This is a genomic window from Halomarina ordinaria, from assembly GCF_030553305.1.
GTDB lineage: Archaea > Halobacteriota > Halobacteria > Halobacteriales > Haloarculaceae > Halomarina > Halomarina ordinaria.
The window spans coordinates 28,790-41,637 of the sequence record NZ_JARRAH010000005.1 but is presented as its reverse complement, the minus strand read 5'-3'; the positions used below and the strand labels follow the sequence as shown (position 1 = coordinate 41,637).

Annotated in this window: 14 protein-coding genes; 4 read left to right on the top strand and 10 right to left on the bottom strand. The window is 53.5% G+C overall.

All coding sequences use genetic code 11. The annotated features are described in order from the left end of the window. The first annotated feature begins 318 nt into the window (after positions 1-318). Both P1Y20_RS18030 and P1Y20_RS18025 read left to right on the top strand, forming a co-directional pair. Entirely contained in the window at positions 319-1,041 is a 723-nt protein-coding gene (locus P1Y20_RS18030) for a recombinase family protein (RefSeq protein WP_304450079.1), read from the top strand. Next, entirely contained in the window at positions 1,038-1,700 is a 663-nt protein-coding gene (locus P1Y20_RS18025) for a recombinase family protein (protein WP_304450078.1), read from the top strand. The genes P1Y20_RS18030 and P1Y20_RS18025 overlap by 4 nt, the downstream gene beginning before the upstream one ends. A 286-nt stretch (positions 1,701-1,986) precedes the next feature. Here the strand turns inward: P1Y20_RS18025 and P1Y20_RS18020 are convergent, their stop codons facing one another. Both P1Y20_RS18020 and P1Y20_RS18015 read right to left on the bottom strand, forming a co-directional pair. Beyond that, positions 1,987-2,340, bottom strand: a complete 354-nt coding sequence (locus P1Y20_RS18020) for a nuclear transport factor 2 family protein (RefSeq protein ID WP_304450077.1) — start codon at positions 2,338-2,340, stop codon at positions 1,987-1,989. Between the two features lie 247 nt (positions 2,341-2,587). Then, positions 2,588-3,376, bottom strand: coding sequence for an SDR family NAD(P)-dependent oxidoreductase (locus P1Y20_RS18015; RefSeq protein ID WP_304450076.1), 789 nt, complete (start codon positions 3,374-3,376; stop codon positions 2,588-2,590). Positions 3,377-3,568: 192 nt separating this feature from the next. On the opposite strand from P1Y20_RS18015, the gene P1Y20_RS18010 reads away from it, so the two are divergent. Then, on the top strand, positions 3,569-4,465 hold the full coding sequence (locus tag P1Y20_RS18010) for an alpha/beta hydrolase (RefSeq protein ID WP_304450075.1): 897 nt from the start codon (positions 3,569-3,571) through the stop codon (positions 4,463-4,465). Between the two features lie 14 nt (positions 4,466-4,479). On the opposite strand, the gene P1Y20_RS18005 is transcribed toward P1Y20_RS18010, so the two are convergent. The 7 genes from P1Y20_RS18005 to P1Y20_RS17975 form a co-directional block, all read right to left on the bottom strand. Beyond that, positions 4,480-5,433 (bottom strand): recombinase family protein, encoded by a 954-nt coding sequence (locus P1Y20_RS18005; protein WP_304450074.1) that lies wholly within the window; start codon positions 5,431-5,433, stop codon positions 4,480-4,482. Further along, positions 5,430-6,233, bottom strand: a complete 804-nt coding sequence (locus P1Y20_RS18000; protein ID WP_304450073.1) for a transcription initiation factor IIB family protein — start codon at positions 6,231-6,233, stop codon at positions 5,430-5,432. Before P1Y20_RS18000 ends, P1Y20_RS18005 begins: the two co-directional genes overlap by 4 nt. Further along, the gene (locus P1Y20_RS17995; RefSeq protein WP_304450072.1) at positions 6,214-7,332 is read right to left on the bottom strand and encodes a CRISPR-associated protein Cas4; all 1,119 of its coding nucleotides are present in this window, start codon (positions 7,330-7,332) and stop codon (positions 6,214-6,216) included. Before P1Y20_RS17995 ends, P1Y20_RS18000 begins: the two co-directional genes overlap by 20 nt. Before the next feature lie 92 nt (positions 7,333-7,424). Further along, the gene (locus P1Y20_RS17990) at positions 7,425-7,685 is read right to left on the bottom strand and encodes a hypothetical protein (protein WP_304450071.1); all 261 of its coding nucleotides are present in this window, start codon (positions 7,683-7,685) and stop codon (positions 7,425-7,427) included. 230 nt (positions 7,686-7,915) lie between these two features. Next, a complete protein-coding gene (locus P1Y20_RS17985) occupies positions 7,916-8,404 on the bottom strand; it encodes a hypothetical protein (RefSeq protein ID WP_304450070.1) in 489 nt (162 codons plus the stop codon). A 397-nt stretch (positions 8,405-8,801) separates the two neighbouring features. Continuing rightward, the gene (locus tag P1Y20_RS17980; protein ID WP_304450069.1) at positions 8,802-9,656 is read right to left on the bottom strand and encodes a hypothetical protein; all 855 of its coding nucleotides are present in this window, start codon (positions 9,654-9,656) and stop codon (positions 8,802-8,804) included. 293 nt (positions 9,657-9,949) lie between these two features. Next, positions 9,950-10,312: a DUF7344 domain-containing protein gene (locus P1Y20_RS17975; RefSeq protein WP_304450068.1), complete on the bottom strand. Its 363-nt coding sequence runs from the start codon at positions 10,310-10,312 to the stop codon at positions 9,950-9,952. A gap of 182 nt (positions 10,313-10,494) precedes the next feature. Between P1Y20_RS17975 and P1Y20_RS17970 the strand changes: the two genes are divergently transcribed. Continuing rightward, positions 10,495-10,740, top strand: a complete 246-nt coding sequence (locus tag P1Y20_RS17970; RefSeq protein ID WP_304450067.1) for a winged helix-turn-helix domain-containing protein — start codon at positions 10,495-10,497, stop codon at positions 10,738-10,740. 220 nt (positions 10,741-10,960) lie between these two features. Here the strand turns inward: P1Y20_RS17970 and P1Y20_RS17965 are convergent, their stop codons facing one another. Next, a complete protein-coding gene (locus P1Y20_RS17965) occupies positions 10,961-12,847 on the bottom strand; it encodes a hypothetical protein (protein WP_304450066.1) in 1,887 nt (628 codons plus the stop codon). Position 12,848: the final 1 nt, after the last annotated feature.

The following is a 12,848-nucleotide window of genomic DNA, read 5'->3' as shown; positions in this document are numbered from 1 at the left end:
TCAGTTCTGTTTGGACAACTACCGTTTGTATTAAAACTCTGAATGTATATTCTGTATTTCTTTCGGATACTGATTTCTCGAACAGAAACTACTTACCGGGGCGCGATTGGTTTCCAGTTACGATGTCACAAAAAAGACGTCAGAATGGTGCCAGGAACCTAAGATTGCCTTATAAGGGTTTGATGAGTGGAGGGTACCCTGCTCTCATCATCCATGCAGTCGTATCGCCTTTACAGGGCATAAAAAGGGCCTTGAGCGGATTGGCTCGAACGCTCCCTCCGTCATACATGAAAGTCGTTCGAGGGGAGGTGAGTACAGATGTCTGCTGAGCCATCGCAGATGCCTTCCGCAGTGGATCATCAGGCTGCGATCTCTGACTACTCGGATACCCCTGTCGGACGCACTCTCAACACACCTGACTCAGCAACGAACCAGTATCAATCTGTGGGTGATGAGTCGGTCTCTTCGATCACCGTCACGGAGTTAGGAGAATTGCTAGAGAAAAAAGAGATGGATCGGCCACTTCGCGCCCTCATTTATGTGCGAGTGTCCACGCTCCGTCAGGTGACTGATGGTGAAAGCCTCGAGAGGCAACTCCAGAATCTGCGTAAACTCGCCAGAGAACAAGGCTACGAGGTCGTCTTTGAGATCGTGGATGACGGAGAAACTGGAACTGATTTCCGAAGAGCGGGCATTCGTAGAGTGCTCAAACTAGCCAGAAGCGGCAAATTCGACGTGTTGGTCGTTAACGATGTCAGTCGGATAGGGCGCAACGCTCCTGAAACGCTCTATCTCCTCCATCTCCTCAACAATGAGGGAATCAGAGTCAATATGGAGCGAGAGGAGGTGAACATTGGGGAGTGTATTGACGACTTGATCACAACCACGCTCAAGTCGTTGTCAGCGCACGTATCGACCGAAACCCGTGTCACGAACTCTCTCAAGACCGTCATCCACAAATTCGAAAATCAACGAAACTGGTGGTCGGTGTTCAACACAGTGCCACTTGGATACCAAGCTGAGAAGGGGGATGACCAATGAGCTGTCAAGGCCACTCCGGAAGTGAGGACTCGTCCCCTCTCCCGGAGAGCGATGATGACGATACGAGTCCAACGTGGATTACACCAGATCCGGACCAGGTCGACGTCGTTCGAGATATGTTCGAGCACTTCCTCGAACACCAAAATTATCAACGAACGGCAGACCACTTGGCGGAACAATACGGGCATCGGGGTATCCGACCGACCCGAGGGCAGGTGAGTAACCTCCTCCAGCGCCCTGTTTACATCGGAAAGCCCACGATGAACGTCGATTCCAGTCGGGTCGACGACAAGAAGGTCGTTGTGGACGACGCGGATTTGGCGATCGTCGACGAACAACTCTACACACGGGTCCAGAACGTCATTGCGGCGAAGACGAGGACCTACTCGCAGACGAACGAGACGGTAGAGCCAACGGACTTCGTCGATCTGATTGGCATCGACGGGTTAGTGAATGTCGCCCCGAATTTGCAGCTTCACTGTCCCGCATGTGGTAGCGTAGACTTGGTGAAAAACGGGGTAAAGCAAACGGGAGAGATCTCGGTTCAAAACTACCAGTGTAATGAGTGTGACCGGCAATCGAAGTGGCCTGACTATCGCACGCTCCAAGGAATAGCCAAGGAACTTGAGCAGTTCTTGGAGGAGATGCGTGACGAGTAAGGCCAGCCGCTTCGACGACCACCGTTAGTCTGTGAACACCGTACGGGAGCCACTTTTCGTGAGTGGCAACACTCGGACCCTTTTCCTCGACCGTGTGCGATGCGTACTCAGTAGACGACACGGTGCAGACCCCGCGAATCGTGACGTCGACGGCTCCGTTGAAATCCACTGTGGATGAGCGTTCAGCGACACTCACAGTACGTACCGAGCAAGCACTGAGAGCCGCTTGCTCGTTTCGAAATCTTAACGCGACGATGATATGAGTAACACTTGGCGACGAATGCGACTAGGGTTCGCCACCAAGCCAGAGGTGTTGAATTACATCATCCCGAACCAGATAGACGGCAAGAGCAACGACAGGATCGTCTGTTCCCGTAACTCGCTCTTTGCAGGCGACATACTCTCCGAAAGTGAACTCATCGGTCACCCCGCATGTGAGTTCAGGGAGCATCTCGAACAGTTCGCGATATTGGTCGTGAATCTCATCGTCTCCGTTCGCAACGACCCCCTCGGCGTCGAGTCGCTCAATCACAGCGTCCTCGGCGTAACACGCGGTGAATGCCTCGATATCACCCTCGTTGTATGCCTCTGTCTGTCGCTTGACGACTGCTTCCGGTCTTCTGTCTGGGTCGGGGGACACGAATGCTCTAGAATATTCTTCGTGTTGTAGTCCTACTGATTGGGGGTCGTTTTACTGATGGCCGACGTCCCGTATCATCGTTCTCGACTGTGTCCAGTCGCGCAATGCGACGAGTACAGACTGCTCGTATGCACCGTATATGTTCATCTTGACGAATCTGACGTGTGTAGTCGGTGAGTCGTGATTACGGGAGCGGAAACTACCGGAGGTTGTTGAACCAAACTAGAGGGGTCTGATGGTTTTCCCCTTAGCGAGCGGTAAATCCTCCATCAGCAGCTAACACGCTGCCAGTGATGAACTCAGAGTCCGGGGCGGCCAAGAAGGTACACGCATTGGCGACGTCTTCAGGGCGACCCAATCGAGGCCAGGGCGTGCTCTGTTCGAGGTCCTCTCGGATCCCCTCGTCTTCGAAGTATTCGCGTGTCATAGAGGTCGAGATCCACCCTGGCGCCACAGCATTGACGTTGATTTTGTGGTCAGCACAGTCCAGCGCTACCGTTTTTGTGAGCTGGACCACGCCTCCCTTGGACGCGGTGTATGCTGGCTCATTGATCAGACCGACTATGCCACCACCCGAGGCGATATTGATGATATTCCCTTGCGTTTCGTCCTCAAGGAATTGATCGATGCTCTCTTTGCACCCGTTCCAGACTCCAGTCAGGTTGACGGCGATTGTTTTGTTCCATTCGTCCTGGGTGGTCTCCCACGTTGGGACGAGGCGAGTGAAAATACCCGCGTTGTTTACCATCACGTCAAATGAGCCGAACTCATCCACGGCAGTCTCGATTGCCGCTCGTATCTGGTCTCGGTCAGTTACATCGCATTCGACGAACGTCGCTTCGCCACCTCTCTCTCGGATGACTTCTGCGGTCGTCATACCGGATTCATCTTCATACCCGCCTTCTCTGGGATCCTCGACGACGTCGGCGACCACGACTGGTGCGCCCTCTTCGCCGAAGGCTTTGGCAATAGCTCGTCCGTTCCCTGAACTCGCGCCCGTTACCACCGTCACTTTCCCGCTGATGTCTCGAGGCATCTCAAATCCCAGCTAGTCGTTTGCCTGCCGTATGTTAAATGATAACATCCATCTATCCACGTCATTGTTTTAGATACTTTCAAATTGTAGTCTACTATCGTGAATAAGATTAAAATTTAGTAGTGCTAGTTGAGAGAATATAACCTTTCAGAGAACACAGGTATTTGTAATCGCAGTAGGATAACAAATGACATGCGAGAAGATATCGAGTTCGAGGCGGAAGGTGATGTCCTCCGAGGATGGCTCTACACGCCAGACAACGCTGATGGGCCCGTTCCAACGGTTGTAATGGCACATGGGTTTTCGGCAGTCAAGGAGATGTACCTTGACAAATACGCGGAGAAATTCAGCGATAACGGGCTTGCGGCGCTTGTTTTTGACAACCGGAACTTCGGCGAGAGTGACGGAGAACCACGATACGAAATCGACCCGTGGCAACAGGTACGGGACTATCGGCATGCGATTACGTACGCGCTCACCCGCGACGAAGTCGATGGAAACCACATCGGTGTCTGGGGTTCGAGCTATAGTGGGGGCCACGCTCTGACTGTGGGTGCACTCGACAATCGAGTGGACGCTATCGTCTCGCAAGTCCCGCTCACAGACGGGTACCATAACCTTCGCCGACTCGTCCGGCCTGATATTCTGGATGGATTCCGTGAGCAGTTCGATCAGGACCGGCTTGCGCGGTTCAACGGCGAAGAGCCACAGATGGTTCCAGTTGTGTCGGAGGATCTCCTTGGTGATGCTGCTCTCCCAACGCAGGATTCCTACCGGTGGTTTACAGAGACGGAAGAGGAGCGTGCGCCGAACTGGGAGAACAAAGTGACGCTCAGAACAGTCGAGATGCTCGGTGAATACTCTCCCATCGATTATGTCGAGCGGATAAGCCCCACCCCTCTCCTCATGATCGTAGCAGAAAACGATCAGTTGGCCGTAGCTGACAAAGCGTTTGAAACGTACGAGGAAGCGCACGAACCGAAGAGATTGGTGACCATCGATGGTGGACACTTCGATGCATACGTCGAGAAGTTCGAAGAGACGAGCACCCCAGCGACCGATTGGTTCGTGGAACACCTCAATCGATAACTAATAGCTCAGTACTAGTCGGCCGCAGATCGTCCGGTCTCGAGATATTCCTCGTATTGCTGGAGTATTCCCTCCACAAGCGTTTCTTTGCGGTGCTGGCGCATCTTCGGCCGCTCTCCGCTCGTGCGCCTAAAGCGTGTCCGGACGCGCTGAGCTTTGGTGAATAGTTCGTCATCGAGCAGGCGATACTCGGGGACATCGTCCTCGACGTCCGCGACGGAGTACTGCCCGACGTACAACTCGTTCGTGAGGATTGTTCGAACCGTATTCGTGGTCCACGCCGTGCTAGTTCCCGTTGGCACATCCTGGTCGTTCAGCATGTGAGCGACATCGGCCATCGACTTATACTCGAGATACGTCTCGAAGATCCACCGGACCCATCGGGCCTCTTCGAGATCGATTTCGAGGCGGCCATCCGCTCGCTTCGCATACCCAAATGGGGGACGTGAGTTGGGCCACTTGTGCTCGAGGGCGAGTGCCTTCATCCCCATCGCGGTCCGCTGTTTGATGAGTTCGCGTTCGAACTCGGCGGCATTCGCGATGTTGCGGAAGTTGAATTGGCCTGTGGCAGTCGTCGTATCGAGATGCTCGGTGGCGCTGTGAAGGGCGACACCCCACGTTCGAAATGACCGTTCGAGTTTGACGGCGTGCATGATGCTCCGCGAGAAGCGATCGAGCTTCCAAAAGACGAGGACGTCGAAGTGGCCCGCCTCGGCCGCATGCAACATCTGCTGGAACATCGGCCGGTCGATCTCCGTTCCACTCACCGCTTCGTCACGGAAGACGTGGGTCACCTCCCACCCGAGGAGACGGCATCGGTCACAACACGCTCTGACCTGTTCGTCGATCGAGTGCCCGAAGCGTTGATTTGCTGAGGAGGTGCGGGCGTAGACCGCCGCCGATGCTTCACCCAACTCATCGGATGCGATCCGCTGTGGCGCCAGTATGTGCTCAGAATCGCCCGTCACGTCTTGAGTACCTCCCGGAATTCACGGAGTCGAACGCGGATCGTCTCCTGGGTGACCCCGGCCGCGTCAGCGACCTCACGCTGTGTGACGGCACCGTCGGCACTGAGATAGAGTGCTGCGCCTGCAACGCTCGCCGGATGCTTTCCCGCAATCGCGGTCTCCGCTACGACCTGCTCCAGCAGTCCTCGTGCCTGCTGTTCAGTAGTAGCGTCGAGGTGGAGTTCGCGGCGGAGAAACGAGAGATACCCCGCCGGGGGAGACGCACCCTGTAGGTCCAGCGTGCGAGTGAGGTCACGGGTGGTTCGCTGGAGGGTCCGCTCGCGCAGGCCGAGTTCCCGAGCAACCCACCTCGATGGATATGCATCGCCGAGGTCGTGCCCTGCAATGAGGAGCGTGCTCGCGACGACGGTTTCTGTGGATCGGCCGTCAACGAGGTCGGCGAGGGCAGCATCACAGTACACCTGCGCAGCACGCAGCTTGAGGTCGACACTCGCCTTGAGGTGGTCTGCAAGTGCCTCCAGACAGGTGAACGCATCCGCGAGGCGCTGTTCGGTACTATCCGAGACCGTATAGACGTCCGTCCACTCGGCGCGTTCAGCTGTGTCCTCATCTGGTGGTTCAGGTGTCGGTTCGACGGTCGTTGCAGCGAGGTCGGTGATGACGATTCCACAGACTGTACAGACCGCCTCAACTGCGGGGACTGTCCGGTCGATGTCGGTCGCTGCACATTCCGGACACCAGCGCTCGGTGATAGTCTCACCAATACAACCGGATGTGTCCTCAGGGGCGTGCTCGCTCATCGGTTGGTTCCTCCATGAGTAGCTGGTGCTGGTACTCGGGTGTCGGTCCAGCGAGCGCCGAGAAAATCCGATTCTCGGCGCAGGACGGACACACGGGTGTTGCCTCGGTGTCCCCGTCCCACTCCACTGTATCGAACGGGACTTCGTGACCACAGACGGGACAGGTCCAGGGGTACACGCCATTCTCAGTAGCGAGGTCGGGATAGCGATTTGCGAGCGTCGGCGTGAGACGTGCCTCTGGATACGCCTGCAGATACTCGTCGAGACGCTCCCGAGGGTAGATGTCCGTCAACGGAAGTAATCCAGAAGGTGGTGCATCTTCGTGGCCTGCCTTCTCTTTCCCACAGCGGCGCTTATACGAACAGTACCGACACTCCCAGTCGAACTCTGGCGTAGCGGGAGGGAGTTCCTCACGTGAGCGATAGCCGGTATCGGTGCGTGCCCACTCGAGTACTCGGTCGTGCCAGAACTCCGGGTCGAACTCGATTTCGAATACCTGCAACTCGAAACTGGAGCGCTCTGCGTAGATGATCAACGCGTCATTGATGGTGCAGTCGTACTGCTCCGAGAGGCCATACAAATATGCGTGTGCTTGGGCTCGATGGTGGGGTTTTGGCTCGGTCAGCGTCGAGACAGAGGTTGTCGTTTTCACCTCGGTCAATAGATGAGGCGTGCTGTCGGCGTCGACGACGACGGGGTCGGTCTCGCCTCGAATCCGGAGGTCCTCGCCATCCACACTGATGGTCAAGTCGATCCACATCGAGTTTCGGACGTACCAGGCCGGTCCGACGGCATCCCGAAGGAACGGGAGGACGACCTCCTCCTCGAACCGTGAGCCGATCCAGAAGATGCCCGTCGGAGGTGCCGTCTCGATGGGAGTGTTATGGAGATTGTAGTAGTGCCTCCGGTGGCACTGCAAGAGGCGACTCGGACTGTGCTTCTCGGGAGGTGGGAGAGGACGAACTCCGTTGAAGTACGGCGTACCCTGATTGATGTTCTCGCGAAACCGCTTTTGTTGGTACCACTCCCGAAAGCCGTCTCCAGTGATACGCGGGACGACGTCGCTGATTGCAGTCGATGCGTCGTCACCGCGTGGCATGGCTCTGCTCTCGATGTCTCCTCTCGATTGATTCTCCAAGCGACTGGGTGTTGGCGGGTGGCATAGCCCTCGTACAGCCACAGACGCCTTACTCAATCGCCGATTGACGAGGACAGGTAATAGACATCGAGCTTGGGATGAACGGCAGAGACGACCGTCAGGCATCCCCCAGTGAGCTCGTCTTTTTTCGTGTAGAGAATGCAGGCGATTACTGCTCCGAACACCGCGTGTACCCCACGGAGTTGCTCTGTACTGATCATCTCGGGGTACTGGGTCACAATGGTAGCAAAGGCAGTTCCGTACAGTAGACACGGGAGAATAAGATACACTGTGAGGGCTGTATTTCGCTCCATATCGAGTGACTATCTAGTCACCAGTACACTATGTATTGTGTATTGATCGGTTCACTATCGTCGCTCTGCTCGCTCGACGACATTGGGGAGCGTCGGCTTTGTTGAAATCCTTCAGATTTAACATCAAGAAGAGCTACTCTTCCCACTGGATTTCGTGGACCCGACGCAGAACGACCTTCTCAGGGAACCGCAAGACTACAAGAAGATTTCAACAGAGCCGAAGAATACGATTAATCCGAACAACCCTTACCGGACTCAACGCACTGCATACATTGGCCCTGGTTGCGGAAGCCACGCATTTCCCACCCGCCATTCAAACAATCCGCACGGGTTTGTGGTGCGGGGACAGGGCAATCTTCGTGATGTCTAATCTCTATCACCCCTATAGCACCCGTCTGTAAACTTTTCGCAGTGATACGGAAAATCGCAGTTCCATCAGAGCTGTAGGTGATATTTGTGATATTGACTATAGTTTGACTTTCCTTTACTGTAAAGAAAAGAGGAGAAATCGTTCCAGGCCCAGATACCCTCACATCTGCAGATGTACCTGGGATAGAAGAAACAATTATTGTCCGGCTTGCAGCTTCACAATCAAAGCTTCTGGTTCTCACTTCTACGTTTTCCTGGGCGGCAGCTGGTGTTGCGAGGGTGAACCCACCAAGCGCTACTGCTCCTGTAGCTTTTATTACATCACGTCTTTTTAAGCTTGGTCGTTTCATGCTAGCGTTGCGCTCTCTACGAAGATAAGGCAGGCGCTGGAACCGCCTAGTACAGAATTATTATCGAGTGCCGAGTGGAGAGTGGTTCGGATTGTCTCTGGAACGACCACACTGTGTTCAACCTTATTCTGAGCATTTGACCCCATCACATAATCGCAATCCGCTTCATGTCACATTCACGTCCTTTATTCCGCATGGTCGTTCTAACAGACCGTCATTAGTTCCTTGAGAGGCTACTGTATGCAGAGGCTCTATTTAACGCGCCGGTGAACAATTCTCTTGGCACCTCTCAAGAACGTCCTGCTGAAAACAGAGGAGTTGCTCTAATCATGTTACATTTTCCAAAAACAACTAGTGTGATAAAAACGAGAAGCACGAGCTAATTCGCCTATCACCGTCACAACGGCTCGAGCGTCCAGTACAGGGGCGGGACGATGATACGGTGACCAAGTTCTTCCTCCCAGTAAAAATAGAGATCAGCCTGGCCTAATGACGATACGCCAGCGGCATACAACTCAAACCCAAACTGAAGGTACACCGGTTCGTCAGCCGCTACAGGCAGTGTCGTATGTACAGGATCTCGTATTCGGTCGATCTTCCTCGTCGTTGTCCCGTTTCGTTCCATTGCCTCGAGGAATCGTTGATGTATGATGCCGGTTTGTTTTCCTTTCTGTGTAGCAGCCCAGAGATAGTCGCCTGTAGTCCGGGCGGCAGCGTTGGTAGGGAACCAATCATCAGCTGATAATTGGTATCCCCCATGAAGTGAAGGGAAGGCCCGTACGGTAAGCATCCCTCTTTTTGGGGGCTGAACGCTGTAGTAGAGCCAGACTGTTAGTGTCGCCCAGTATTTATTGTTGGCACCATTACCAGAAACCGACATACCCCCCCGAAAGACGGTATAATCTTCCTCAAGTCGAACAATATGTGTCGGCTCTTTCGTTCCCTTCCTCCTCACAGCTACGGAAGAATCGTCCGGCGAGATCCATCCAACTAGAGGTACGCTTTCCGTTGAGAGTGGGGTACCGAGAATCTCTTCAAGGGATATGGTCTCCGTCGTCACAGAGTGCCTCCCGAGGCGATCTTGGATGGAATCTAATTTCTGGCGCTGCTGATTAGCCAACTCAGTCCGAAGGTCGTCAATCTCTGTTTCACTAAATCCGGCGGTCTGAGAGAGCTCTTGACGCAGTGTTCTTACACGTTGTCCGGCATCGCTCTGGCGTAGCTGCTCTTCGACCATCTCTTCGGTCTGCATTTGTTCAGTCTCACGATCCCAATGCGACTTGAGCCACCCCTCATTCGGAAGGGATTCATCTCCGAGCCATTTTGCTGATATAGTTTCCCCCATCTTTCCTCCCCCATTTATGTCGGGTGTGTAACTACTTCAGTGCTACCACTACCGAGAGTACTACGGAACTGTCATTTGTGTACTCGAATGTTGAGACACATGCGTATTATCATATATAGGATTGTTTAGGGAAGGGTAATCAGAGAGATATGCGCCCTGTATGCAGCACGTCCGCTCTAACTCATCATCTACAGAGGATTTCAACAAAGCCGGAGCGTCCGGACGGTCGAGCGATTGAGTGCCACCAGAAGAGCGGCGAGTGGGAGGGTATCTCCGACTGAGACGGTTTGACGCGCAGCGTCGTACTCGACGATTCTAATTTCTCTGAGTGTCGGGAGATGCGTCTGGGAGAGGGCAGTGTACACGTTCCGGTAGGGCTCTCCACTCACGAACTCTGGCTCGACGCCCTGCTCATGAGCGGCGACCTCTTGTGCAAGGACGCGTAGGGAGACGGTCGACTTCGGACTCGTCGAGAGGAATTCGATGACGAGGCGGCGCCGCGTCGTCCGAAGCGCATGGTGGAGGTCGGAGATGAATTCCTCTTCGGCCCACTCCCCCGTCATCGACCTACTCGCAGGGCGCGCTCTGAAGTAGGTCGGGGCGTGTGATGCTTGAGGGGTGGGGCGGACACGTCATCGCTCACTAGCAGGGCTGCCCACCGATATAACTCCTTTGTAGGAATGAACAGACAATACGTTTCACAAAGGAATAAACCACTAACCGTAGTCGCTCAGAAGCCACTGTGATGAGCGGAACGCCCGGTCGACCACCCACGGTTAGCGACGAGGAGATCCTGGAGGTGTTCCGTTCTGCATCTGATCCCGTCCTGACGACCGCTGACCTCGCCGGTGAATTTTCGCTGACGCGTCGAGGGATGCTTGACCGACTGAAGAAGTTAGAGCGAGCAGGTGTGTTGCACTCGAAGGCTGTGGGGGCGCGAGGGGTCGTGTGGTGGTTACCGGGACATACCAATACAACGTCAGACCGATAGGCATCTGCTAGTCTTTACTGATAAACTGCGAATGAGTACGATCCATGCCGAGTACATGTACAACAAATTGAGATACCACAATGATGTGTCTGTATCCCTTTAGCCCGCATTTACAAGAGCTGTCTTAATTAGTCACACAAGGCTCGAAAAGGGGAATTGCCGGCACATATCTGTCGATAATCAGTCATTTCAAGGAGTTCAACTCAGATACTCTCAAACGTTACTCGGAGGGTGATGCCGATCTTGGTAGATAGACGTAGAGCGATTCAGTGGTTTGCCATAAGTCGGAACTGGTCTGCGTCGGCTCAACTCTGAGCAATTGGTCTGGTGAAAAATCGGAGTCGGGTAGAACAGGTGATGTCTGAGACAATAGGTCAGTCACTGTAGTGTCCTCACGCCGAGCAAACTCTACGAACTCGGTCTTACTCAAATCGCTTAGTCCAATCTCAAAGGTGTCTACCTGGCTTAGTTCCATCTGCTCGCCTTGGTCAGAGTCTGGGCCTTCACCGCTATCACGGTCTTCACTACCTTCGTAACACATCACTCGGATACTGCCGTCTTCCTGGGTTGTTACATGCTCTAACTCGGAAACATCCCCATCTTCATCAACCCAGACAAAAAACAGATTCAGATATCGGCTCGAATCTACGTCCTCAAGCTGTGAAAGTATCGTTTCTGCCCCCCCGCTATTCAGTGATTCGCCTACCTTACCCTCAAGAATCTCTTCCTGCTCTTCATTCAATTTTACTGGGACAGGAATGCGTCGCTCTGCAGCCATTTGAAGTCGAAAGAGTAGCAAACTGATCTCATCCGAGAGTAGTTCTGGGAGATCTGGGAACAGTGGCTCTTCAAGCGTATCTGAAATTACTACGTCCCCGCTTCGGTCGTCCACGAAATTGAGTTCATACCTTCCACTTCTCATTCTCTCATCAGCTTTGAGAAGATCCCAATGTTGTTTGACGTCAAGAGTCTCGAAGTGGATAGTCCCGGAGAAGTTGAGTAGATAGTCCGGCTTGAGGCCACTCGTACCGCTAACCACCAGAGACGTCATGACGGGGTATTCATCAGAGGGTTGGTCATCGAGCTCGGTTCTCACTTCTGTCGTACTACCATCCTGAGTGATGTTCACCGCGATGTCCCTACTACGAGCAGCAGATTCGTAGTTCGCCGCTTGATCAGCAGGTAGCACAAATGCACTGCTCCGATTCCAAATTGTAGCATAAGATAACGTGTTGCCACTACCCTCTGCAGACTCGAAAGAAGCCGTTCTGAATTTGTCTTCTCCATGGATCTGGGCCTCAGATACCTGCTTCATCGGCACGAACATCTCGTGAATTAACTCAACAATAGATAGAGCGTGGTTCGATAGAACATCAATTGGATGATAGACAGCATATGGCTGCTGCAGCTCGTCCTTGCAGAGGAACATTGCATAGTCCTCTACAGGTTCGATTGTTTCCTCACCGTCTGCAGTCTCCAGAGTAATTCTGAATTCGTTCTCCGGGAGCGGTACGACCCTTGTACCATGTTTGACAGCGTTATAAATATCGCTAAATCTGATGTAGAAATTGGCACACTTGCTGATTCGCCGCTTGATTGACTTGACCGATACATCAATGAGCTCGGCCAGTTTCTCGTCTTTGACTTCCTCTTCTTCCCCTGCGATACTACCTGTGTAATCTTCATCATCATCTCGCTGGAAGGTGTCGACCTGTGAGTAGCCGAATATTCGATTGATAACCTCTGTGTAGTTTTGTTCGACGTCGTGCTCCACTAGATAGGTGTCTGTCTTTCCTTGCTCAATGTGGTCGTAGAAGCTGTGTCCGTATCCAGTAAGTAGCGTTTGTATGAATGATTCCCGTCTTTGGGCGTATCCGGTGAAGTATAGGGCGAACTCTTCGAGATACTGCATTGATTGCTGGAAGATGGATACTTTTCGATATATGGAAACAGCTGAGCCGTCGTCAGTGGACTCGGAGTGTTGCTTCAGCGATTGAATGTAGTCATGGAGGAGTTCCGGGTCGTGACTAATGTCGAACAAGTCTGCGGATGCAAGTTCGCCTTCGGGCGTTGAAAACCTGGCATCCGGAAATGGCTTCTCGCTCATT

Bases quoted from the DNA above. Each gene is read 5' to 3' on its own strand.
- P1Y20_RS18030 (WP_304450079.1), top strand. From the start codon at position 319: ATGTCTGCTGAGCCATCGCAGATGCCTTCCGCAGTGGATCATCAGGCT.
- P1Y20_RS18025 (WP_304450078.1), top strand. From the start codon at position 1,038: ATGAGCTGTCAAGGCCACTCCGGAAGTGAGGACTCGTCCCCTCTCCCG.
- P1Y20_RS18015 (WP_304450076.1), bottom strand. From the start codon at position 3,376: ATGCCTCGAGACATCAGCGGGAAAGTGACGGTGGTAACGGGCGCGAGT.
- P1Y20_RS18010 (WP_304450075.1), top strand. From the start codon at position 3,569: ATGCGAGAAGATATCGAGTTCGAGGCGGAAGGTGATGTCCTCCGAGGA.
- P1Y20_RS18000 (WP_304450073.1), bottom strand. From the start codon at position 6,233: ATGAGCGAGCACGCCCCTGAGGACACATCCGGTTGTATTGGTGAGACT.
- P1Y20_RS17995 (WP_304450072.1), bottom strand. From the start codon at position 7,332: ATGCCACGCGGTGACGACGCATCGACTGCAATCAGCGACGTCGTCCCG.
- P1Y20_RS17990 (WP_304450071.1), bottom strand. From the start codon at position 7,685: ATGGAGCGAAATACAGCCCTCACAGTGTATCTTATTCTCCCGTGTCTA.
- P1Y20_RS17985 (WP_304450070.1), bottom strand. From the start codon at position 8,404: ATGAAACGACCAAGCTTAAAAAGACGTGATGTAATAAAAGCTACAGGA.
- P1Y20_RS17980 (WP_304450069.1), bottom strand. From the start codon at position 9,656: ATGCAGACCGAAGAGATGGTCGAAGAGCAGCTACGCCAGAGCGATGCC.
- P1Y20_RS17975 (WP_304450068.1), bottom strand. From the start codon at position 10,312: ATGACGGGGGAGTGGGCCGAAGAGGAATTCATCTCCGACCTCCACCAT.
- P1Y20_RS17970 (WP_304450067.1), top strand. From the start codon at position 10,495: ATGAGCGGAACGCCCGGTCGACCACCCACGGTTAGCGACGAGGAGATC.
- P1Y20_RS17965 (WP_304450066.1), bottom strand. From the start codon at position 12,847: ATGAGCGAGAAGCCATTTCCGGATGCCAGGTTTTCAACGCCCGAAGGC.